Origin of the sequence: Pedobacter psychroterrae (assembly GCF_004331695.1) — a bacterium.
Lineage (GTDB): Bacteria > Bacteroidota > Bacteroidia > Sphingobacteriales > Sphingobacteriaceae > Pedobacter > Pedobacter psychroterrae.
Genome location: NZ_SJSL01000001.1, coordinates 83,048 through 106,857 on the forward strand (window position 1 = coordinate 83,048; position 23,810 = coordinate 106,857).

Annotated in this window: 19 protein-coding genes; 10 read left to right on the forward strand and 9 right to left on the reverse strand. The window is 41.8% G+C overall.

Features of this window, described 5'->3' with window-relative positions; translation table 11 throughout:
• The first annotated feature begins 44 nt into the window (after positions 1-44).
• The 3 genes from folP to EZ437_RS00380 are packed head-to-tail and all read left to right on the forward strand — an operon-like array spanning position 45 to position 2,508.
• Complete coding sequence (gene folP, locus EZ437_RS00370; protein WP_131592053.1) at positions 45-905, forward strand: dihydropteroate synthase; 861 nt, start codon at positions 45-47, stop codon at positions 903-905.
• Positions 905-1,696 (forward strand): diadenylate cyclase CdaA, encoded by a 792-nt coding sequence (gene cdaA, locus EZ437_RS00375; protein WP_131592055.1) that lies wholly within the window; start codon positions 905-907, stop codon positions 1,694-1,696. Before folP ends, cdaA begins: the two co-directional genes overlap by 1 nt.
• A gap of 17 nt (positions 1,697-1,713) precedes the next feature.
• Entirely contained in the window at positions 1,714-2,508 is a 795-nt protein-coding gene (locus EZ437_RS00380) for an NUMOD1 domain-containing DNA-binding protein (RefSeq protein WP_131592057.1), read from the forward strand.
• 31 nt (positions 2,509-2,539) lie between these two features.
• Here the strand turns inward: EZ437_RS00380 and EZ437_RS00385 are convergent, their stop codons facing one another.
• Entirely contained in the window at positions 2,540-5,002 is a 2,463-nt protein-coding gene (locus EZ437_RS00385; RefSeq protein WP_131592059.1) for a glutaminase family protein, read from the reverse strand.
• 124 nt (positions 5,003-5,126) lie between these two features.
• Here EZ437_RS00385 and EZ437_RS00390 point away from each other — a divergent pair, with 124 nt between their 5' ends.
• On the forward strand, positions 5,127-6,443 hold the full coding sequence (locus EZ437_RS00390) for a PQQ-dependent sugar dehydrogenase (RefSeq protein WP_131592061.1): 1,317 nt from the start codon (positions 5,127-5,129) through the stop codon (positions 6,441-6,443).
• Positions 6,444-6,498: 55 nt separating this feature from the next.
• On the opposite strand, the gene EZ437_RS00395 is transcribed toward EZ437_RS00390, so the two are convergent.
• The 3 genes from EZ437_RS00395 to EZ437_RS00405 are packed head-to-tail and all read right to left on the reverse strand — an operon-like array spanning position 6,499 to position 8,418.
• Positions 6,499-6,909: a BrxA/BrxB family bacilliredoxin gene (locus EZ437_RS00395; RefSeq protein WP_131592063.1), complete on the reverse strand. Its 411-nt coding sequence runs from the start codon at positions 6,907-6,909 to the stop codon at positions 6,499-6,501.
• 44 nt (positions 6,910-6,953) lie between these two features.
• Positions 6,954-7,601: a 1-acyl-sn-glycerol-3-phosphate acyltransferase gene (locus EZ437_RS00400; protein ID WP_131592065.1), complete on the reverse strand. Its 648-nt coding sequence runs from the start codon at positions 7,599-7,601 to the stop codon at positions 6,954-6,956.
• Positions 7,585-8,418: an alpha/beta fold hydrolase gene (locus tag EZ437_RS00405; RefSeq protein ID WP_131592067.1), complete on the reverse strand. Its 834-nt coding sequence runs from the start codon at positions 8,416-8,418 to the stop codon at positions 7,585-7,587. Before EZ437_RS00405 ends, EZ437_RS00400 begins: the two co-directional genes overlap by 17 nt.
• 92 nt (positions 8,419-8,510) lie before the next feature.
• Here EZ437_RS00405 and EZ437_RS00410 point away from each other — a divergent pair, with 92 nt between their 5' ends.
• Together EZ437_RS00410 and EZ437_RS00415 are read left to right on the forward strand one after the other, a co-directional pair.
• Entirely contained in the window at positions 8,511-9,482 is a 972-nt protein-coding gene (locus tag EZ437_RS00410; protein ID WP_131592069.1) for a lipid A deacylase LpxR family protein, read from the forward strand.
• On the forward strand, positions 9,469-10,644 hold the full coding sequence (locus EZ437_RS00415; RefSeq protein ID WP_131592071.1) for an acyloxyacyl hydrolase: 1,176 nt from the start codon (positions 9,469-9,471) through the stop codon (positions 10,642-10,644). Before EZ437_RS00410 ends, EZ437_RS00415 begins: the two co-directional genes overlap by 14 nt.
• Before the next feature lie 82 nt (positions 10,645-10,726).
• Here the strand turns inward: EZ437_RS00415 and ahcY are convergent, their stop codons facing one another.
• Together ahcY and EZ437_RS00425 are read right to left on the reverse strand one after the other, a co-directional pair.
• Complete coding sequence (gene ahcY, locus EZ437_RS00420) at positions 10,727-12,043, reverse strand: adenosylhomocysteinase (protein WP_131592073.1); 1,317 nt, start codon at positions 12,041-12,043, stop codon at positions 10,727-10,729.
• A gap of 246 nt (positions 12,044-12,289) precedes the next feature.
• The gene (locus EZ437_RS00425) at positions 12,290-12,535 is read right to left on the reverse strand and encodes a helix-turn-helix transcriptional regulator (protein WP_225869458.1); all 246 of its coding nucleotides are present in this window, start codon (positions 12,533-12,535) and stop codon (positions 12,290-12,292) included.
• Positions 12,536-12,664: 129 nt separating this feature from the next.
• On the opposite strand from EZ437_RS00425, the gene EZ437_RS22025 reads away from it, so the two are divergent.
• Entirely contained in the window at positions 12,665-12,826 is a 162-nt protein-coding gene (locus EZ437_RS22025) for a superinfection immunity protein (protein ID WP_131592075.1), read from the forward strand.
• A gap of 563 nt (positions 12,827-13,389) precedes the next feature.
• On the opposite strand, the gene EZ437_RS00435 is transcribed toward EZ437_RS22025, so the two are convergent.
• Positions 13,390-14,331: a hypothetical protein gene (locus tag EZ437_RS00435; protein ID WP_131592077.1), complete on the reverse strand. Its 942-nt coding sequence runs from the start codon at positions 14,329-14,331 to the stop codon at positions 13,390-13,392.
• Between the two features lie 463 nt (positions 14,332-14,794).
• Positions 14,795-16,084: a tyrosine-type recombinase/integrase gene (locus EZ437_RS00440; protein ID WP_131592079.1), complete on the reverse strand. Its 1,290-nt coding sequence runs from the start codon at positions 16,082-16,084 to the stop codon at positions 14,795-14,797.
• 1,358 nt (positions 16,085-17,442) lie between these two features.
• On the opposite strand from EZ437_RS00440, the gene EZ437_RS00445 reads away from it, so the two are divergent.
• The 3 genes from EZ437_RS00445 (at position 17,443) to EZ437_RS00455 (ending at position 22,422) form a co-directional block, all read left to right on the forward strand.
• On the forward strand, positions 17,443-19,380 hold the full coding sequence (locus EZ437_RS00445; protein WP_131592081.1) for an SPFH domain-containing protein: 1,938 nt from the start codon (positions 17,443-17,445) through the stop codon (positions 19,378-19,380).
• An 85-nt stretch (positions 19,381-19,465) separates the two neighbouring features.
• Positions 19,466-20,776, forward strand: coding sequence for a Na+/H+ antiporter NhaA (gene nhaA, locus EZ437_RS00450; protein ID WP_165500311.1), 1,311 nt, complete (start codon positions 19,466-19,468; stop codon positions 20,774-20,776).
• 230 nt (positions 20,777-21,006) lie between these two features.
• Positions 21,007-22,422 carry an alanine/glycine:cation symporter family protein gene (locus EZ437_RS00455; protein ID WP_131592083.1) on the forward strand — a complete coding sequence of 472 codons (1,416 nt, stop codon included), beginning with the start codon at positions 21,007-21,009 and terminating at the stop codon, positions 22,420-22,422.
• A 5-nt stretch (positions 22,423-22,427) separates the two neighbouring features.
• Here the strand turns inward: EZ437_RS00455 and EZ437_RS00460 are convergent, their stop codons facing one another.
• Complete coding sequence (locus EZ437_RS00460; protein ID WP_131592085.1) at positions 22,428-23,750, reverse strand: TIGR00341 family protein; 1,323 nt, start codon at positions 23,748-23,750, stop codon at positions 22,428-22,430.
• Positions 23,751-23,810: the final 60 nt, after the last annotated feature.

The window sequence follows — 23,810 nt, forward strand, 5'->3', positions numbered from 1 at the left end:
CGGATAAAACCTAATGGTTTTTTATCTAAGTTTGCATCTAAACAATGGCTAAAGATACATTTTTAAACCGAAAGACCACAGTCAACGTAAAAGGAAGGCTGCTAGATTTAAGTGTCCCTACAGTAATGGGGATACTAAATCTTACACCAGATTCTTTCTACAGCAGCAGCAGAATGGCTACTACTGATGATGCGCTGGCGAGGACAGAAGCATTCCTGAATGAGGGAGCAGCATTTATTGATATTGGTGCCTATTCATCAAGGCCTGGTGCAGCAGAAGTCAGTACAGACGAGGAGCTACGGCGACTGATACCAGTTATCGAAGCCATCACTAAAAAGTTACCTGAAGCAGTACTTTCCATCGATACTTTCAGGGCAAAAGTAGCGAAAGAAAGTGTGATGGCCGGTGCGCATATCATCAACGACATTGCGGCGGGGGGCCTGGACGAGGCAATGTTTGAAACAATTGCCCAATTACAGGTCCCGTATATTCTGATGCATATGAAAGGTTCTCCCCAAACGATGCAGCAGCATGCCAGCTACAGCAATATTGGACTGGAAGTAACGGATTATTTCCAGTCAAAAATAGCAGTACTCCGCGCTTTGGGCGTAAAAGACATTATTATTGATCCTGGATTTGGCTTTGCAAAAACACCTGCACACAGCTATCAGCTCCTTAATCAGCTGGAAGATCTGCAGATCTTTGAATTGCCGGTTTTAGCAGGGGTTTCGAGAAAATCTATGATTTACAATTTTTTAGGCATCACCGCACAGGAAGCATTGAACGGCACGACAGTACTGAACACCATTGCCTTATTGAAAGGTGCATCCATTTTGCGCGTTCATGATGTAAAGGCTGCAACAGAATGCATTGCTTTAGTACAAAAAACCTTAACTTGGCATTAATGAAGGGCTTGGATTTTGATTTCTTAAAAATAACGATCACCGATGGGATAGATATTATACTGGTCGCCCTGATCGTGTACTACATCTACAACCTTATCAAGAATACGCTTGCTGTAAACCTTTTACTAGGAATGGTCATTATCCTGGTGTTGCACTGGGTAGTGGATGCGCTACATATGGAACTGCTATCAACGATCATTGATCAGTTTATCAATGTTGGCATCATTGCACTCATTGTGATCTTTCAGCCGGAGATCAGGCGTTTCCTACTTCTTATTGGCAAGAACACCTTTCTTCAGCAGAACAAAGCCTGGTGGGGGTATTTATTTGGAAGCAAGAACATAGAACGTGACAACCTGGTCAGGATAAAGCCTATTATTGATGCCTGTAAAAGCATGAAAAAATCACGTACGGGTGCACTGATCGTATTTGTGAAGTTTTATGACGACCAGTTGTTTGCCAATAGCTGCGAGCTGATAGATTCCAAGATCTCCAAGCGTTTACTGGAAAGTATCTTTCAGAAATACAGCCCGTTACATGATGGAGCTGTAGTAATTGCAGAAAATAAAATTAAAAGTGCAAGCTGTATCTTGCCCCTGACAGACAATGACAAACTTCCGCCGCAGTTTGGTCTGCGCCACAGGGCAGGTATTGGAATATCGGAAACTACCGATGCAGTGGCGGTTATCATTTCTGAAGAAACTGGTGAGATTGCCTATGCCAAACAAGGCCGCGTTCGCATGAATGTTTCTTTTGGTGAACTGGAAAAGCTGTTAAATAAGGATTTTTAATATATTTACCTCTTAATATGCCAAGTATAGATCCACAAGACAACATTCTACAGGATGCTCCTCCTGTAAAAGTTAAGAAATCGAGAAAGAAACTGACCACAACTTTCAATGTGAGCCGTTATTCTTTATCAGGAAAATTGCTGGAAACCTATGCAAATGCCCGGGTTGCGGCAGAGGCACTGAACACTTCCCAGCAATACATTTCTATTGCGGCAAGAAATTCAGGCAAAGTACTCACAGCCTGTGGTTACCTATGGCGAAGAGGCCATGCTACAGAAATAGACATCAAGCCAATCTTGAAAGAAAGGTGGTACGGCCCCTCTCCCCTTGCTAAACAACAACATATCATAGGGCAATACGACCTGGAAGGAAACCTGGTAAATACTTATACCAATACGGTAGAGGCAGGCAAAGCGGTGGGTGTGCATAGAAATGGAATCCGGGATGTAATTAAAGGCCGTGGAATGACCTATGGCGGATTTATTTGGAGCAAAACGATCAAGAAAAAGATTGAGGTCGACCCTAAGGTCACTGCAAGTAAAGCAAAGATATCACAATATGACCTGGATGGCCGATGGATGAGATCTTATAAAAGCTGCCTGGAAGCTGCCAGAGAAACCAATATCGACAACACCAACATACACCTTGCCGTTCACGGCCAGACTCTTACAGCCGGAGGCTTTCTATGGCATAAAGGCACCAAACTACGCATCAATATAAACGAGCTTCGCAGACATCCGCATTATCCGAAATCCTTACTGGAACGGCATATGAAGAAAAAGAGAGCTGCAATAGCTGAAAGCACAAAATAAAAATGGCCACCTGGGAAGGCAACCATTTTCTTTATTTATTTAGCTTATCATCCAGTAGCTTAATAAAAAATCCTCCAACCACACTTCTTGCTGTAAAATTCTGACGGCGGGCATCAGTTGTTTCATGCCAGTCACTCAAAGGCACCCGGTCTGGGGTCTCTAAGGCATACTTATAAACAGGTGCTATCAATGCTTCAAAATCAGCGCGGTTATCAGCCAGGGTAGCTGTCCAGGTGATCCAGTCAGACTTTGTATAGGTCTTACGGCTGTCGAGCGGCAGGCCATATTTCAATTGTTTACCCAGGTAGAATTTAACTTCTCTGCTATACACATCCTTTGGAAAAAGGTCCAGCTTTAATACCTTATCCCAAACCAGGTTATACTTTTGGCTCCAGGTATTTTTGTCATCAAATGTAAGGGCATAGTGGTCGCCTGCATCCGCCAGCTGCATCCACTTCTTTGCCATATCTTTGGCCATAGCCGTATACTGATCTGCCGTTGCTTTTTCTCCCAGCATATTTGCCATCATGCCATAACCGCCCAGGGCGACAATGGCCTTTACCGATAAATTCGCATTTCGTGCCAGATGTCCGGCAAAATCGTCGGTTGACAATTGGTTTTCAGGATCCAGTCCTTTTTGCGACAGGTATTCTGCCCAGATGCTCAATGTCTTCCAGTGTTTTTTAGCATATTCTGCATTACCTTCAGCCTTTGCTATCGCCGCCGCAAGGATTAACATGTTGCCGGATTCTTCTATAGGCATATCCTCTCCGTAAGTTTGTCCGTTAGCAATCGGATATGTACCCAAATCATGTGCAGCATAAGGCTTTGCCCATTTACCGGATTCACTGTAATAGAATATGCCATTCATCATTCCCTTTAAGAGATCAGGATTGTAAATCAAAAACAAAGGTGCTGAAGGATAAGTAATGTCTACGGTACCTATCGAACCGTTGCTGAAGTTCTCCTTGGACAAGAACAAGAGTTCGCCTTCGGGACTTTTCACCAGTTTATGTCCAGTAACGGCTTGCCTATAGCCCATCACACAGAGTTTAGCATAAGCCTCTCCTCCACTTGCCAGGGCATCTGCATATAGTTTTTGATCAAACTCTTCACATCTTTTCACGATAGACTGGTAATCCTTGGCCGCCAGTTCCATCTGGTTTCTCAGATTTTGTTTGCCGTCATTATTCCACCATGGCCTTAGATTTTTGTTGAAGTATTGTACTGCATACAGATCATCATATCCCAACATTATATATACTTCTTTTTCCTTACTGTCAACCTTCCCTATTTGAAGCGAAGTATTTAACAATAAATTTTGTCCGCTCAGCTCTCCGTCACTTTTTACAGCCGGAGGGTTGTCTAAAAATAATCTCTTAAGGGGAGCTGTTCGCTCCGTTGCGGCCAATGCATGCTTAAACTGGTTTGATACCCCCACGTACATATGCCCCCAATCAATCCGCACATCATCGCCTTTTCGGATCAGCACGGGCTGATCTGTAGTACCTGCCTTCAACATCGAAACCTTTTCGCTCGCAGTTGTAATAGCGTACACATCCTGAGATGGATTATGAACGGCAATATTCGTTGACGCGCCAAAATAAACCTTTACATCATGAGCAAGGCCATCATTTGACTTCATCTTTGTAGAGATGTAAGAGATCGGGCGGGATAAGAGATCCAGGTCTTCCATCAACTGCGGAGAGGTAAATGTAAGCTTCAGGTCTATCTTACCGCAAGTAAACTGATATATGGTTTGGGTAGCATTGAATGCTACACTTTTCTGTACTGCATCAGTAATAACCATCGCGTCTTTTGCCGGAGGTTCTTCTACCAGTCCGGCGTCCAAGAACGATGGGCCTCCAGTATTTACTGCATAGATTGCCAATACATTTTTCCCTTTGATCAGGGTTTTACGCACAGACTCATCCAGAGGAATGTAGACGAACTTACCTTCCAGTTTTGGTTTGGTATAGATTTCTTTTCCATTCAGGTAAACAGTAGCCTTATCATCGTGTCTGATCTGCAGATATAGCTTATTGCCGCTTAATTTTGTCAATGTAAAGGTTCTTCTGATCCAGATTTCATCCTTCTTCCAGGGTGTTTTTGCTTGCGACGGTTCACTTCCGGCAGGACCTAAAGCTGTTTTCCATGCCTGATCGCTGAAATTTGTATTGATCCATTCGGCTGCAGGTTTGTCTTCTGTATAGCTTAGTGTCAAAGCCTTCTCATCAGCTGCCGGTAAGATCGTATTGTATACTTTCTCTGTTTTACCTAGAAAGCTGAAGATCTTTCCGTCTACACTTATCAATCCTGTTAGTGAATGATTGGCACCTGTCCAATGCTGGGTGGTACTTGTATTCAGTGAATCGGAGGGCGACCAAATACTGAAATATGGATCATGTGTGATCAGTGGATAAGCAGGTGCTTTTCGCTCCTGCGCGAAAACTGCAGAACATCCAAATAAAATCAGAGTTAAAATTCTTTTCATCTTTGCTAAACCGTTTAAGTATATCCTGCAAAGTAGCAATTTTTAGCTTCTTAAAAACATCATGAGTACAAAAAGTGTTGTGTCTTATTATTGGTCATGACTTATTTTACCATAAAAATCCCCTATGAAAAAATTACTTCTTCTTATTGCAGCATTACCCTTGGTATTTGCCTGCAATTCCGGCAAAACCGATGAGACCGGTACGGCTACCGACAGCATCCAAACAGATACTATGGCGCAAAGCGGATTACCAGAACCTGACACGAATGCGTCCAAAAACAAGTTCAGTAAAGTAATTGGCTGGCCTGCTGATAAGGCCCCCATTGCACCAGAGGGCTTTACCGTGACCAAATTTGCCACAGACTATAAGAGTCCCAGAAATATCTATGTAGCCCCAAACGGGGATATATTTGTTGTATTGTCTAATTCTGAGCGTTCAGCAAAAGAAAAAATAATAAATGCCATCACAGGTAAAGCTAAGGCTGAAGTAGCCGGAGAAAGTGCCAATACGGTTGTGCTGCTCAGAGATGCAGACAATGACGGTAAGCCTGAATTACAATCGAATTATATCACAGGTCTAAACCAGCCATATGGTGTGCTGATCATAGGAAACTCATTTTATGTAGCCAATACAGATGGACTAATGAAATATCCATACAAGAGCGGCGATACAAAAATAACAGCAGCTGGCACCAAGATCCTAAGTCTTCCGGCGGGTGGGTACAACAATCACTGGACAAGGAACCTGATTGCAAATGCCGACAATTCAAAGATCTATGTATCTGTGGGTTCGGGAAGTAATGTTGGTGAAAATGGAATGGAGTACGAAGCACGCAGGGCAAACATCCTGGAGATCAACCCTGACGGGACAGGAGAAACTGTTTATGCCAGCGGACTGAGAAATCCGGTGGGAATGGCGTGGGCACCTGGCACCAATACCTTATGGACAGCGGTAAATGAGCGTGACGGACTGGGTGATGAGTTAGTTCCTGATTACATCACCAGCGTGCAAAAAGGTGGCTTTTATGGTTGGCCATACTCCTATTATGGACAGCATGAAGACCCAAGAATGAAGGGTTTAAAACCAGAACTGGTAGCTAAAGCCATAGTTCCCGATGTACCTGTAGGTGCGCACACTGCATCATTGGGACTTGCCTTTTATACAGGCAGCAAATTTCCTCAGAAATATCAGAACGGAGCTTTCATTGGCCAGCACGGATCATGGAACAGATCGGCACTTTCAGGTTATAAGGTAGCTTTTGTCCCTTTTAAAGATGGAAAACCGAGCGGTCCTTTGCAGGATTTCCTGACTGGATTTATTGCTGATCCCGAAAAAGGAGAAGTATACGGCAGACCCGTAGGCGTAGCCGTAACGTCAGATGGAGCCATCCTGGTAGCCGATGATGTAAGTAATACCATCTGGCGCATAGCTGCTAATTAAAACAAAAAGGGAACTATCATTAAGACAGCTCCCTTTTTTATTAACTCTAAAAACTCTAGCAATATTGTTCAAAAGCACCGATCAGGCTATCGGCTATCATTTGAGCCGGGCGGCCTTCTATCTGATGGCGCTCGATCATATGAACCAGTTTACCATCTTTAAACAACGCCATAGAAGGAGATGAAGGAGGGAAAGGCAACATATAGCCTCTGGCCCTGTCTACCGCATCTTTTTCCATTCCTGCAAAAACAGTAACCAGTTTATCAGGGTGTTTTTCATTGGCAGCAGCCATTCTTGCTGCAGGACGTGCATTGGCCGCAGCACAGCCGCAAACAGAGTTTACCACTACAAAAACAGTTCCTTCATTGCCGATGGCACTGTCTACTGCTTCTGCTGTTTTCAATTCTTCAAAGCCCACATTGGTAAGCTCAGCGCGCATTGGTTCAACTAAATATTCAGGATACATCTTTTCTTATTTATATTAATTTACTTGCAAAGATAACAAACACATTATTCGCTAAACCTAATCTGCTTTTTTATGGCATTTAAATGATGTGTATTTATACGGTCACAAAGTTCCAGAAAATTAAAATCATGATTGGTACCACAGTCCAGCATATGGCAATACACAGAGGGATTTATGCTTTCGTAATATTCAATCAGGTTGGAACTCCACAGCAACTGACAGTCGCCCTTTATTTGCGGAACAATGTCTGCGATACCTGATTTTAATTCCATCACCCTTGTATGATTGGACTCAATTCTTCCCTGCGGAAAAAGAAAGAGCACATTTCCCGGCACACTCAATATTTCCGCGGCGTAGTTTAGGCTCTCTTTAGCAGAAGCAGTACCAGGTGCAATGGAGAAACCTCCAAACCTGGTAATCCATTTATTCTGCTGCAACTGCTTTTCCAACACCATGATATACATGCTCTTTACCTGCTTATTTTTTTCATAAATAGCTTTTCTTAATAAATGAGCGGCAATAAAACCATCCAGGAAACTAAAATGATTACACATCAATATGTAGGAATGCGCTTGTTTTATTGGGACATCAAAAATCTGGATACGATTTAGCTTTCTTCGCAAAAACCAGGAAACGATATGTCCCAGGACAACTAATACCCAGGTCGGAAAAGGCTTAGCTTTGATCATCATGCCCGCAAAATAACATTTTTTTTGTTAAACGAACAGTCACCAGGTCATGCCCCTCAGCGAGTATTATTTTCTTTGCGTTTTTTAATTTAGGCAAAAGTTTACTTGCTGTATGAGCCGGTATTGACTTGTCTCTTTCCCCAAATATAAAATAGCAGTTGATGTTCTCTTTATTTATAGCATCTGCCAGCACCTGATAATTCACATCCATATGTTTTAAATAGGTAACATTGGCATAAAAATCAAACCTCAACTGAGCGGTTGCTATTTCTCTATATAATATTTCATAATTGCTCTGATCTACAATACGCATTTTCAAGCAGGCCTTCAAAAGTACTTTAAGGCCATTTTCACTAAGTAATAACTTTTCAAAAAAGAAATTAGCGGCTTTGTTATTCGCCAGAAAGTCCAATACCCTAGGAGGCTTCAGAAAGCTTGGCGCAATTAAAAACGATTCGTCTATACGTTCAGGAATAAACCTCATCAATGCAGCAGCATAAAACGTACCCATAGAATAGGCCATAATTGAAAACCTGTCTATCTGTTGATGGGTACAGAAATCAATAAAGAGCGCTGTAAGCGCTTGCTGGGTTATGCCCTTTTTAATCTCCCGAAGTTCATTATTATTCAGTAAGGTTTCCTTATGAAAGAACAGGTCGAAACCAAAAAAAGTATACTCCTCCCCCAGTTCCTTTTCAAGTACGGTAAACTGCTTGCCGTGCATACCCAATCCATGAAAGCAGAGCATTGTCTTTGGGCCTTTGCCAAAACGGTAATAATGAAGATTAACTAATGGATGCTTAAAGAAGTGATCTGTCATCGATGCCCAATAGATTTTTTTTTAAAGCTAGCTGATAAAATTTAGATAGCAAACCAGATAATAATAATTAATTTTAAGGCGCAAATAACAATATGATCTTTATCAACGAATTAAGGACCCTCACGCTGCTTATAATCTTTTTTACCTGCACAACAGCTTATGGACAAACCTATCAAAATGAAGTTGGGGCCATGACGGATAATGATGTTTATATTGCCTATATGCAGGACAGGTACTATACCAATGGAATATTTGGTTATCACCGACATGCCCTGGACCAGGATAAACTAACAGGGAATATAGAAAAGAAAGTCATTGAATTTGAGGCGGGACAGAAGATATATAATCCTTATTCTGCGAATGCAGACAATGTGGATTTGCACGACAGGCCTTTTACTGCCTACCTCTATGGAGGCGTTGCCCTGAATCTATATTATAAAAATGAAGATATCTTAAGAGCATCCGCCCAACTCGGCATTATAGGCCCGGGAGCCCTGGGAGAACAGACACAAACAATTTTCCACAATGTATTGGGTATGTACCCTGTAAACGGATGGGAATATCAGCTGAACAATGAGGCAGCGATAAATATGGAACTGGCTTATACCCACTTATTTTACAGAACTGCAAATGGTCATCTGGACATCAGCGGGGCTTCAGGTGTGTTAATCGGCAATACCTTTACAGGTGCCAATGCCGGAGCAGTCATACGCATTGGAAACTTCAACCCCTTTCCTCAATCGTCCTACGCCAACAGCAGGATCGTCAATAAAAAAGGTGCTAAGGCCAAAGTCAAGAACGAACTCTTCTTTTTTACCAAACCACAGTTGAACTATGCGGCTTATGATGCTACTATAGAGGGGGGGTTGTTTATTAAGGATAAAGGACCAATAACTTTTGGACTCAGGAATTTTGTATATTCACAGCAATTAGGTGTTAATTTTGCAGCAGCCAGGTGGTCTTCTAAATTTATCGTCACCCTCAAATCCCGGGAGTCTGAAGGAAATGCAAAGGCTTATCATTACGGCTCCATTGTGCTGACTTATAGTTATGGCAAAAATTAAAATGAAGTTATCCGGATTGTTCAAGTTTATTCCTTCTGTACTATTTGCCGGTTTTCTGATGTTAATGAGCCATCAGGCACCCGTGTATGCCCAACAGCGCAGCACTTCCCTGGTAGTTAAACCTGTATTTGGTGCCCATGCATTGCTAGATCAGGGACATCTGTTGCATGACAGGCTTTATGGCGTAGACCTTGCCTATCAAAAAAATCTGGAAGACAACATTCCTGAATGGGCCAAGATTGCCAGGGCTAAAAGCTATGGCCTGGAACTGGTGGTGAGGAATTTTGATAACTTCAGGGGTGTAGGAGATACCATATCCCATGCATTGGGATCAGCCTTTGGCCTCCTGGCACAGATTGAGATCCGGGTACTTAAACTTGGAAAGACAGACATTGTATTTACCCCCGCAGCAGGCGCATCTTATAGTACTAAAACCTTTTTTACCCATCGGGAAAACAGGTTTATCGGTTCACATATCAATGAAATGTTAAAAGCCGATGTCGGCGCTCAATTCTCACTGTCGCCTAACTTCAAATTGCTGGCAGGGCTTGGCTATGTCCACTTGTCCAATGGTGGTTACCTGGTACCCAATGGCGGGCTTAACACGGTAAATGCCTATATCGGCGCTAAAATAACACCAGGTCAGCATACTAAGTCTTCCGCAGAAAAGAGCCGCGAATCGTCAGGCCTTAACCTCCGCCCTTTCCAGACACTTCAGAGAAACTCGTTTGAATTTATGGCTGGTTTTGGACAACGCGGGGTATTTGAGCAAAAGCGGGCAAAGTATAGGAGTGCTTTTTTCGCAGGTTACAATTTTCACATGAACGACCTGATCACCATTAAAACCGGTGTGGATGCTATATACTATTACACGGTTTTTGACCCTTTAAATGCCAATGAAACTTTTCAGAATTATGGCACATCATTCGACCGCTGGCGTACCGGACTAAGCCTGAGTTCTGATTTCAACTTTTGGCGGGTAACCATCAATACACAAATAGGAAAATACCTTCATTACAACCGGTTCTTTAAAAATGCAACCTGGTATTGGGGATTTGGGCCTACTATCTACGTAACACCACATATTGGCATCCAGGCCAGAACGTATATGCATTTTGCACAGGCCGATTTTGTAAATTACGGACTGGTAGTAAAGCTATAAAAGAAAGAGGGATGCAGCTATTGGCTACATCCCTCTTTTTATGTAGGGAATCGTAAATCTACGATCCCAATCGCAGATCAGTTTAGTACCTGTAAGCTTCCGGTTTAAACGGACCTTCAACCGGTACGCCAATATAATCGGCCTGGTGCTGATCCAGCACATCCAGTTCCACACCTATTTTAGCCAGGTGTAAACGGGCAACTTTCTCATCCAGGTATTTAGGCAATACATATACCTTGTTCTCATACTTATCTGTATTGGTCCAAAGCTCTAATTGTGCAAGTGTCTGGTTGGTGAATGAGTTAGACATTACGAAGCTAGGGTGTCCTGTAGCGCAACCAAGGTTTACCAAACGGCCTTCGGCCAATAAAATGATATCTTTACCATCAATGGTATATAAATCTACCTGAGGTTTGATTTCCACTTTAGTATCACCGTAGTTTTTGTTTAACCATGCTACGTCGATCTCATTGTCAAAGTGACCAATGTTACAAACGATCGCTTTGTCTTTCATTACTTTAAAATGCTCAGCACGAACGATGTCACAGTTACCTGTAGAAGTTACAATGATATCGGCTTCTAAAACAGCTGTAGCAAATTTCTTCACTTCATAACCTTCCATCGCAGCTTGTAATGCACAGATCGGGTCAATTTCAGATACAATCACCCGTACGCCTTGTGAGCTTAAAGATTCTGCCGAACCTTTACCCACATCGCCATAACCTACAACAACCGCAACTTTACCAGCCATCATGATGTCAGTAGCACGACGGATCGCATCTACCAACGACTCGCGGCAGCCATATTTGTTATCAAATTTAGATTTGGTCACTGAGTCATTTACGTTAATTGCAGGTAAGTGCAATGTTCCGTTTTTCATGCGCTCGTATAAACGGTGAACACCGGTGGTAGTCTCTTCAGACAAGCCTTTGATGTCAGCAAGCAATTCAGGGAATCTGTCAAACACCATATTGGTCAAATCGCCTCCATCATCCAGAATCATGTTTAAAGGCTGACGGTCAGGACCAAAATGCAAAGTTTGCTCGATGCACCAGTCAAAGCTTTCTTCATCCAGACCTTTCCAGGCATATACCTGGATACCCGCAGCAGCAATAGCAGCAGCAGCATGGTCTTGTGTAGAAAATATATTGCATGAAGACCAGGTTACTTCAGCACCCAGTTCTACCAATGTTTCAATTAAAACTGCAGTCTGGATGGTCATGTGCAGACATCCTGCGATGCGTGCACCCTTTAATGGTTTAGATGGGCCAAATTCTTCACGCAATGACATTAGCCCCGGCATCTCTGCCTCTGCTAATCCAATCTCTTTGCGGCCCCATTCTGCCAGTGAAATGTCCTTAACTTTGTAAGGAACGTAAGTTGTCTCTACTGATGACATATGATATTTAATTAAGTTTCTAATTTTTAGATAGTTATATCATTCCATAAATACTATTGCACACTTTTTGCACACTATTCTTTGGAATGATGAACTTTTCTGGCACAAAATTACGCATTAGTTTAGCCAAATTCAAAAGTGTACATATTGGTAGCGGATAAGTACTTTGTCATGACATTCTACTAGTATTCAATAAACCATTTAAAGACTATTGACGGTTGTTTAATCCAGGCTATTGCAACTGAACTAATCAAATGGAGAATCAGGAAAGAAATCTTGAAAGGAACAGTTAAATATTTTTGCAAGCCTATTGATATGGTTTAAATTATATTTTGCCCTGTATTTAGGGTTTTCACAATCACCAATAAAACCTTGAGACACCTCTAAAAGGTTTGCCAATTTTGCCTGTGAGATACCTCTTTCATTGCGCATGGATTTAACCCTGTCAATGACATATTGTTCAACTTCAGTTATTAAAGAATGCTTTTGCATCGGGTGCAAATACGAAAATCAAAATTCAAGCGCCACACATACATGTATGTGTTTTTTCTATTATATTTGAATTGTTATCGTGATAACAGAAAAGAAAACACGTGAAAGAATAACAACTTTTTAAAATTAATGGAATCAAAAACATACTTATTGTTCGTTATCCTTGGTGTAATATTTCTATTCTTGTATCTCCTTCCTTCTATCATTGGAAGAAAGAAAAGAAATGCATTATCTATCTTCCTACTCAATCTATTCTTAGGTGGTACAGTAATAGGTTGTATATTTCAATAAAGATGGCCGCTTCATTTCGGGCCAAACTGGCCGCTTGAGCTAGGCCATAAGAAGGAACCTTTGGTATGGATTTGTAGTTCAAATATAATCAATCTGCTCTAGACCTCGTTTTACCACTTCAGAGAGTCGAATGACAGCAAAATCCGGTTTAATCACAACAAAATATTCGAAGCCTCAAATAAGGCGTTTTAAAGACGTCCACAGATCAGAATGACTACTAGCTCGGGTGAAGGAGTGAAACTCAATCAGAGCCTCGCAATATGCCTTACACGAAAAAGATATACCGGAGCATTTATCCACAAAAAAGCGCCTCTGGATGTCATAAACGCCACTTTCAACCGAAATTAACTGATCAGTTTAAGCCGGAAAGAGGTGTCAGTTTAATGGCATAACGGCTGTATACTTTTGCTGAAACTTCCAGCGTTACGCCTAACGGTCAAGTATAAGAGCAGTAGCGGATTTCAAGGCAATTACCTATCCACCTCCACAAAAGTTCATTAAATTTATATACCTTGATTTACCACTTCACCCGCTATTGCTTTTATATAATGTTATAAACCGTTTTATTTTACTCCAAATCTTTTATTCTTATAATCTATAACTACCACATTATTTAAAAAGTAAGCATTTCCAGTTGAGCCCCAAATTTCTTCTTCCTTAAAAAAGTTAATCATATCCTTTCTGTCAGTGAAGTAAGCTTTGGTTGGAGGTAAAACTCTGTTACCTAATTTAACTTCATGAATAGTTTCTTTTCCATAAATATAATAATATTCACCCCATGTTGAAATTAACAATGAATCAGCAATTGCCTGATTTTCATCAGAAACATCATTTATGTTGTGGTTGGTTGTAAAAAGAGGGAATAAGCTTGCCCCTGTATCAAATAATAAATCTTGCTCTTTGTTATTGATTTGAAATGGAATTTTAATCCGACCTTTCCTTATTTTGAAATCTACAAAAGACATCCCTTTTAAAAATCGCTTGGGTAATTCATCCAGAACACAAAGCCTTTTATTAGGGTAATCAATAACAAGGATTTTATTTTGAAAAAGATCAGGGGCGATAGTGCCAACATGCTTTATTGTATTGGTATGAATCGAATCTAATGTTAAAGTGTCACCAAATCCATTAAAAAGGACTATATCTATATTCGAAAATAAAATATTATCTAATTTAAGATTAACACCTTTTAAAGTGGGATTCTTTTTACCTTGAATCCAAATAAGTGTACTCGAATCAATTTTATTCTTTAAAGCCTTCTCAAATTCCAAGTATGGTTGAAAAGAATTGCCATATAGCATTGTGTTTTCAGCACCCAAATCAAGCTGAGCTTTTAATTGGAAAGGAATGTTATCAATTTTTATAGGAACATCCATTGTTAGCTTATCAAAGTAACGATCCCCAATACTATCTCCCGTCCAATAAAATTTTATCCATGGCAAATTCTGGCCATGAACTAATGAAAGCGAGGACATTAATAATAAGATGCTTAATAATTGTTTCATTTCTTTCCTTTAAATGGTTTATAACTAGTTTATATACGCACGTAAAGATATATGATTTGCTCAATGGTTGTATATTTCAATAAAGATGGCCGCTTCATTTCGGGCCAAACTGGCCGCTTGAGCTAGGCCATAAGAAGGAACCTTTGGTATGGATTTGTAGTTCAAATATAATCAATCTGCTCTAGACCTCGTTTTACCACTTCAGAGAGTCGAATGACAGCAAAATCCGGTTTAATCACAACAAAATATTCGAAGCCTCAAATAAGGCGTTTTAAAGACGTCCACAGATCAGAACGACTACTAGCTCGGGTGAAGGAGTGAAACTCAATCAGAGCCTCGCAATATGCCTTACACGAAAAAGATATACAGGAGCATTTATCCACAAAAAAGCGCCTCTGGATGTCATAAACGCCACTTTCAACCGAAATTAACTGATCAGTTTAAGCCGGAAAGAGGTGTCAGTTTAATGGCATAACGGCTGTATACTTTTGCTGAAACTTCCAGTCGTGAAGTTGTCTAAGTAATTTTGTGTAGTCTTAATGTTTTTGTGCCCAAGTTGTTTGGAAATATGAGCAAGTGGAACTTCGCTGTTCATTTGATTATTGCTAAAAGCATGTCTTGCAAAATAAGTACTTGGACTTTCTTCCCATCCCAATTTAATGGCAATCTTTTTTAGCGAAGCGTTAATTGCCGATATAGCGCCACGTGTTCTACGAATCAATTCTTTTTCATCAGCATTTGCAGGTATGAGATTGAAAATATAATCATTACCCGCTTTTTTACTGCCTTGACGATCAATTATTTCGTTTAATTCTTCTCTGAGCGGGATGAAAATCATCATAGCACTCCCTGTCTTGTTTTCCGTTTTCTTTCTGATAAATGAAAATTGATCATTTTGAATGTTTGACCACTTAAGTTTGAAAATATCAACCATATTCATCCCTCCAGACAGATAACTAAAAAGAAAAAAGTCTTTCGCCAATTGTTCCCCATTGTTGGCTGGCTTATAGTTATAAAACTCCATGATTCTATCTAGATCTAATGGGCGCTTATTATTTATGGCTTGAGGAATTTTATAACCGCTTTTGTTATCCGCCTTATGAAATGGGTATGCTTCTGGACTTAGTTCCTTATTGCTGATTATATCATTGAAAACACTTCTTACCCTAATAAGGTACATTCCGATAGTAGTTTGGTTATACATTAACCTTTTTACTTCTTTATTCAGGCCTTTACCTTTCTTTACATATGTTTGCTTTAGCGCCCATCTTTCAAGGTTCTGGAGCCAAATAGCGGTTACCATCTTTACAGGCAATTGAATAGAGGTCAAATCGTCTTTTTTGTCACCTTTTACATAGGCCTCAAGGAAAGCTGCAGTTTGGTTATAAAGATTCTGACTTGAATATTGTTCATTTTCACCAAACAACTTAGCTTTGCTTCGAATGAGAAATAGTAGATCTGACCGATTACCCTTATTTAAAAACTGTGTTTCGAAAAGATCAAAATTAAAGGGATCTACCTTTTCAAGTATAATGTCTGCTCTCTCTCTCATTGAATCAAGCTTTCGCTTAACTGCTTTTAAACCTTCATTTAGGTTCTTTGACCTTTGAAGTTTTTCAAAATCCTCCTTGCTTAAAGAGTATCCCGTCGTGTAAAGTTTCCAGGATTTTACATTGGCGACTCGAATTTTGATTGGAAAAAGCCCATTGGATTTGGCTCGTCTGGTATCAAGTATTATTCTAGCAGTAGACATCTAACAAATATAGGATTTGCACACTATTTGCACACTATTTATTTATATCACGAAATTGCATGAAAGATAAAACAGTTTAAAAATATATTCAGAGGGCTTTTTTATGAGCAAGAAACACCAAGAAATCATGTTATACATCACTACTGATGACATATGATTATATTTTTGTGAACTGCAAAATTACGCATAAGTTTTACCAAAATCAAAACAAGCTAAGCTGTCGTGGTATAAGGATTTTTTCATGACATTTTACTATATAAATTAAGTTAATCAACAATTTCCATGAAATCTTTCACTCTTGTATTAACCCTCCTTATTTAATTATACAAAGGCCGATGTCCAACTATTCCACCGTTTTATTAAAATAGCAATCTTTAGGTTTTTACGGTGGCCTGAGATTTAAAGAATGGGAATTTTGGTATTTTAGATTTAATAAATTTCTGAAACTATGTATATTTCAAACTCAATCAGGTTTCTGATAAAACCCAAATGGTGTCTTTCATGAAGCGCTTAGGCTTGGGGAAAGCTCGTGCTGAGCATGTAGGTTCAAAGTCAAACTTGCTAACATAAAGACTAAAGCAACAATTATTTTGATGTGGAGAGTACGTTTCATAATAGATATTTGGTCCAACTAAGATATTATTATTTCTTTCAGGAAAGAAATCCGAGCAGTGCTTTCTATATAATATGAAGTAGTCTTTTTGCAATTGTAGTTTGCCGACCACAACTGTTACTTATCTTTAGTATATAAAGTTTCCATATATGGCTATCCTACGAACAATTTATTCCCTTTTGCGATTCAACTGTCTCGTCTAACGTGGCTTTAGCTTCAATCCTAAACCATTTATTTTTCTGTAGAATAAATTGAATCAACAGGATGTACTGAATCCAACATTTTTCTTTTGTTTATAATTGCACGATAAAGTTATAGGTATTGGAGGTTCCTTTGATCACATGTATGTAACTTTGAAGTTGATTGTCTGGGGATCCTTTGTTCCATAGCCGTTCTCTAAGTACTGTCATGCATGCAGGTATTTAAAATTTATATACATGAAAATCCGGAACGTAAAAAAGTCATTTATCTAGAAAAATCCGTTACCGTTCATTGTCCGCAAGCTCGCCGTACACCGTTTCTGATTTTTGAGCTTTCTCAGGCCCTCTAACGAGCGATCTGCAGGATCATCAAGTGCAGGTGGAATTTCTGCAAAAATGCCTCTTGAATCGCCTTTTAGGCATTAAAAACGATGAAAATATATATTGAAAAATAGTAGAAAATGATCAAACTAAGCATTTAATTTGACCTAGATATCGCGTCTGAAGAATGGTTTTCAGGCGATAAAAGATAGAAATGTATGACTATGGAAGCGCTCATTTTAAATTACTGGTGGGTGGTGGTGGCACTGATGTGTGCAATATTAAACAAATATATTTTACGGTTTTTCTTCGGGATGGTTGTTGTTCCTGAAGACAGGCTCGGACTGGTTACCAAGAAGTTTGTCTTGTATGGTCCGGGTAAAGAGCTACCCGACGGGAGGATAATTGCTATAAAAGGCGAAGCAGGCTTTCAGGGAAAGACACTGGCACCAGGGCTGTATTTTGGCATGTGGTTTTGGCAGTATGCGGTGACCATGGAGGAATTTACCGTAATCCCTGAAGGTATGATCGGTCTGATTATGGCCAAAGACGGGGCGGAGATCCCTACCGGAAATATCCTGGGGCACAAGGTCGAGTGTGATAACTTTCAGGATGCGGTGACATTTCTGCAAAGCGGAGGTCAGCGGGGCAGGCAGACTAGCTACATCACATCGGGTTCTTACCGGATTAACACGCTGCTTTTCCAGGTTTCTGTGACTGACATGGTCAGGATCCAGGAAAGTATGGTAGGGATTGTGACCGCTTTGGATGGTTTACCTATAGACCGGGATCAGATTGCTGGTAAGCTGATTGAAGGCCATAACAACTTTCAAGATTTTGATGAGTTTATTAAAAAGGGAGGTAACCGTGGTTTGCAGCCACAGGTGGTATTGGCCGGTTCTTACAATCTTAACCCCTGGGCGATCCAGCTGGAGCAGATTCCAATGACCGAAATTGCCATTGGGTATGTGGGTGTGGTGATTTCCTATATTGGAAATGACGGAAACGATTTGACAGGAGCTGATTTTAAGCATGGTAATATTGTAGCGAAAGGTTCAAAAGGCGTATGGGTAGAGCCGCTTGGCCCGGGAAAGTATCCCATTAATAAATATGTGATGAAAGTGGAACCCGTACCAACCACCAATCTGGTTTTGAATTGGGCAGCTGCACGGAGTGAGGCACACAACCTTGATAAAAATTTATCTACCATTACGGTAAGGTCAAAAGACGGCTTTCCTTTTAACCTGGATGTCGCGCAGATCATTCATGTTCCTACCACTGAGGCACCGAAGGTGATTGCCCGGTTCGGCAATATGGTGAACCTGGTTTCTCAGGTGCTTGAGCCGACGATTGGTAATTATTTTCGCAACTCGGCACAGGACAGTGATGTCATTGCGTTTCTGAGTACACGTAAAGAGCGTCAGGAATCTGCAAAAGAACACATCCGCAAAGTCCTTGATGAGTATAATGTGAATGCTGTGGATACGCTGATTGGTGATATTGTTCCGCCGGAATCGTTAATGAAAACCTTAACAGACCGAAAAATTGCTGAAGAGCAGAAGGTCACTTACAATACGCAGAAGCAGGCGCAGGAAACCCGTCAGGGAATGGAAAAAGAAACCGCCATCGCCGATATGCAAAAGGACATGGTTAAAGCGCAGCAAAGCGTAGAGATTGCTGAACGCACAGCCAGCGCAACGGTAAAAAAATCTGAGGGTGATGCAGCTGGTGTTAAACTTGCGGTAGGAGCTGAAGCTGAGGCTACTAAGATGAGAGCCCATGCAGAAGCAGAGGCGACGAAAGCCAGGGCACATGCGGATTCTGAAGCGATTAAACTGCGGGCCTCTGCTGAGGCTGAGATGATTTCGCTAACGGGTAGTGCCGAGGCGGGTAAGATTTTGGCGGTCGGTAAATCAACCGCCGAGGCATACGAACTGGCTGTTAAGGCCTTGGGAGGAGAGAACTTTACCAGGTATAAAATTACAGAAGAGTTATCGAAAGGTAGGGTTAAACTCATTCCCGATGTGCTGATCGGCAGCAGCGGGCCTAACGGTGCTTCGGCTATGGACGGCTTGCTGGGCATCAAGTTAATGGAACTGATGGATCCTGACGGGCGCCGGGATGTGTTACCCGTTGCAGATCTTGCGGAGGCTAAGCCTTAAAACAAATTTTTAAAGAAACCCATCCTAAATGTCTTAGGATGGGTTCTATTAATAAAAAAGTATATTTGAATTTTGACGAAATCCTATGGAAAAATCAGCGATAGATAGAATAATGGCACCAGTGAGCCGCTTTATACATTTGGAATATACCAGCGGAATTGTGCTGCTGATCAGCGTGGTCATTGCAATCATCTGGGCGAATTCGGGCTACCATGATTTTTATGAACACCTATGGCACATTAACTTTTCTATCGGTTTTGATGATTTCATGCTCACCCATCCTCTGCATATCTGGATCAATGACGGACTGATGGCGATCTTTTTTTTTGTGATCGGGCTGGAGCTAAAACGTGAGTTTATGGAAGGTGAATTGTCCTCTATGAAAAAAGCGTCCTTGCCGATGACTGCCGCCCTGGGCGGGATGATCGTGCCTGCGTTGATTTATTTTATGATCAATAAGGGGACCGACGCTTCCCATGGCTGGGGTATACCGATGGCTACCGACATTGCTTTTGCATTAGCGCTTCTGTCGATGGCGAGTAAGCACATACCCGTATCTGTTAAGGTGTTTCTTTCAGCCCTTGCTGTTGCTGATGACCTTGGCGCCGTGCTGGTGATTGCGTTTTTCTATACCGCTGAGATTAATTTCGTGGCATTGGGAATTGGCTTTGGGTTTTTGTTGCTGCTAATTGCAGGAAATGGCTTAGGGATTCGCAATAGTATGTTTTACCTGATTATCGGTTTTGGTGTCTGGAGCGGCTTTCTGTTATCGGGGGTACACGCTACCATTGCAGGCGTGTTGGTCGCATTTACGATTCCTGCAGTTACGAAAATTGATGAGGTGATCTATTCCAATAATCTGCGGAAACTTTCCTACGATTTTCAGGAAGATATCCCTGAGAAAGGCGGCCTGATTACGCCTAAGCAGAATAAAACCATACAGAAGGTCAAAAGCCTGAGTATGGCGGCTGAGACGCCACTTCAAACGATCGAGCACGCGCTGCATCCATGGGTGGCATTTGGAATTATGCCTTTATTTGCCCTGGCGAATGCGGGGATTGTGATCGGGTCTGATTTTTTTAGCTCAATTGTGAATCCGGTTTCCATTGGTGTTGCCGCTGGCCTTGTGATCGGCAAGTTTGTGGGGATTTTACTTTTCTGCTGGATCATGGTTAAGCTGGGATTGGCAAGTTTACCAGAGGAAGCAAACAGGAAACACGTAGCGGGTGTGGCTTTGCTTGCGGGTATTGGATTTACCATGTCGCTGTTCATCTCTGGTCTTGCGTTCAAAAATCCGGTATTTATAGAGCAGGCAAAATATGGGATATTGGTGGCTTCGGTCATTGCGGGAATCGTAGGTACTGTTGTACTTAAAAGAATTGGCAAAACAGGATAGCACCTGGGTTAGGCAGTAATCGTTATCCCAGTGAGTAAGTTTATCAAAAAACCACCAACTTCTTTCTCAGCACACCAAGAATAGAGATTAAAGCCAAATTGAGTGCCGAAATATTCCAGGTTAGATTAAGGGCAATTGAATTTCATGAATATAGGCCTTCGTTTCCTACTAATATTGCAAATTTTTCCTTTCTTTATAAAAAATCATCAAAATTCATACACCTGATTCCAATGGAAGAAATACTTACAAAAATCAATGACCTGATCTGGAGCAATGCGCTGATCATCCTGTGTATGGGCACCGGAATCTATTTTTCTGTGGTGACCCGGTTCCTTCAGGTCAGGTACATTAAAGAAATGTGGCAACTACTGTTTGATGGAAAGAGTTCAGACAAGGGAGTGAGCTCGTTCCAGGCGTTCGCGATCGCTATTTCCGGGCGGATTGGTACCGGGAATATTGCTGGGGTAGCCACGGCTATTGCCATGGGTGGGCCGGGTGCTGTTTTTTGGATGTGGCTGATTGCTTTCCTTGGAAGTGCCTCTGCGTTTATCGAAGCGACCTTAGGTCAGATTTACAAGCAGGTGAACAATGGAGAGTATCGCGGAGGGCCTGCATATTATATAGAAAAAGGATTAGGGATGAAATGGTACGCAATGCTATTTGCGGTAGTAACTGTGCTAAGTACTGCGTTCTTTTTACCGGGTGTACAGAGTAACAGCATTGCGTTAAGTATGCAGAATGCATTCGCGATTCCTGTGTCATATACCGGGGCTGGAGTGGTGTTACTACTTGCTCTCATCATTTTCGGTGGGGTCAAGCGCATCGGGAAAGTGGCTGAAATTGTAGTTCCTTTTATGGCTGGGGGATATATCCTGATGGCGATAGTGGTCATGGCTTTAAATTTTGCAGAGCTTCCTGCGGTTATTTCGCTGATCATTAAATCGGCGTTTAAATTGGAGCCTGCCTTCGCAGGAGTTTTTGGTATGGCGGTGGCCTGGGGGGTGAAGCGCGGGATTTATTCCAATGAAGCGGGACAGGGAACCGCGCCGCATGCAGCTGCTGCAGCAGAAGTGAGCCACCCGGCCAAGCAAGGATTGGTGCAGGCATTTTCCGTTTACATTGATACATTGTTTGTTTGTACGGCAACTGCTTTTATGATCTTGTTTACAGGGAAATATAATGTTGTAAATCCTGAGGGCGGATTTTTAGTAGAGCACCTGCCAGGCGCTAAGATTGGGGCTGAGTATACTCAGCAGGCCATCAGTTCTCATTTTCCTTCGCTGGGTGCAGGTTTTGTGGCGGTCTCTTTGTTGTTTTTTGCTTTTACCACGATCATGGCTTACTATTACATCGCAGAGACCAATTTAAGTTACTTGGACAAAAAGGGGAATAAGTGGGCGGTAAATGGCCTTCGTGTATTGCTGTTATTTTCTACTTTCTATGGTTCGATTAAGACGGCTGAAGCAGCCTGGACTTTAGGCGATATTGGTGTAGGCATGATGGCCTGGCTGAATGTCATTGCAATCCTGCTGCTGCGCAAACCTGCCTTGAAGGCACTTCGCGACTATCAGCAGCAGCGAAAAGCGGGTAAGGATCCGGTCTTTAATGCGAAAGAACTCGGAATTAAAAATACGAGCGAATGGTAAGTGACTTAATCCGTTAACAATACCTTTAAGGAGTCGGATTGCAGGCGCGTCTTCAGCCAGCGTTCAAGCCGAAGGCGTTCCACTGTTGAGATCTTGGTTTTGAAGTCCATCAACGCCAATGTCAATGTGTCTTTTCGGCTAGTATCAAGGTGCTTTACTTCGATGTTGCTGATGCTATAAGCGGACAAAGAAGGATAGAGTGAGCGCAGTTCCTTATTTAAATCGGGAATTGGCATATCAATGCTTTGGTATTTGTTAGTTTTTTTTGCTGTGGAATCCTTTTGATAAACGGCCTCCAGGATGCTCGCCTTGATCTGGGAGAAATCCAGTTCGTTTTTGGCGTTCAGCCCCTGGCGAATGTTGAGCTTGGCTCTGTTTAGTTTGTAGGCAGGGAGTTTCTTTTTCAGGCTGTCAATTTGTTGGATAGTGAGTTCCTTTCCTAGTAACAGCAGGTCGATTTCGTTTCCTTTTCTGCTGTATTTGTAATTCCGGGTAATCACCTGGGTGTTGGTGTAGCTGAGTTCCTTGTCGATGAATGCCTTTGCGTTGTTTTCAAAGATGCTGCGGTCGACGATTCTGTAAGCCAGGTAGACGCTTGGTGCAGCTGTGATCAGCACGATGATTAGTATGTACCGGCGCACGCGCTTTTCGTACGCTTTGTCTTCGAACTCTTTTTTATGAAAGTTCAGGTAGCGGACGATCAGGTAAGTGGCTACGCAAATAAAGATGCTGTTGATGAAATAGAGGTAAATGGCACCAATGAAAAAGTAAACGTTCCCCGAGGCTAGACCATAACCTGCGGTGCATAATGGCGGCATCAATGCGGTGGCGATAGCCACTCCGGGTATGGTATTGCTTTTCTCTTTCCGCGTAGCTGCGATGATTCCGGCAAGGCCACCGAATCCGGCAATAAATACATCCCAAATGGATGGGGAGGTCCGGGCCAGGAGTTCTGATGATGCATCATGTAAGGGCGTGATCCAGAAGTATAAGGTGGAAGTGATGACACTGATGACTGTCGCGATGGCAAGATTGCGTCCGGCTTTTTTTACCAGTTCAAAGTCATTGATGCCGATGCCTAGGCCTACGCCCATGATTGGGCCCATTAGCGGAGAGATGAGCATGGCGCCGATGATCACTGCAGTGGAGTTGACATTCAGCCCTATCGAAGCGATAAAAATGGCAAAAATCAAAGTCCACAGATTTGCGCCCCTGAACTCCACATTTTTTCGGATGGATTCTACCGTGTCACTTTCTTCGGCATTGTCTTCGTGAAGGCTGAAGCGGTAATGTAAAAAGCGCCTGATCGCTAAGTAAATCTCGTTCATACTGCAAGATAAGGAATTTGAATGCAAATGGTCTTGTTGTGTTTTTCAGGACATGACCGG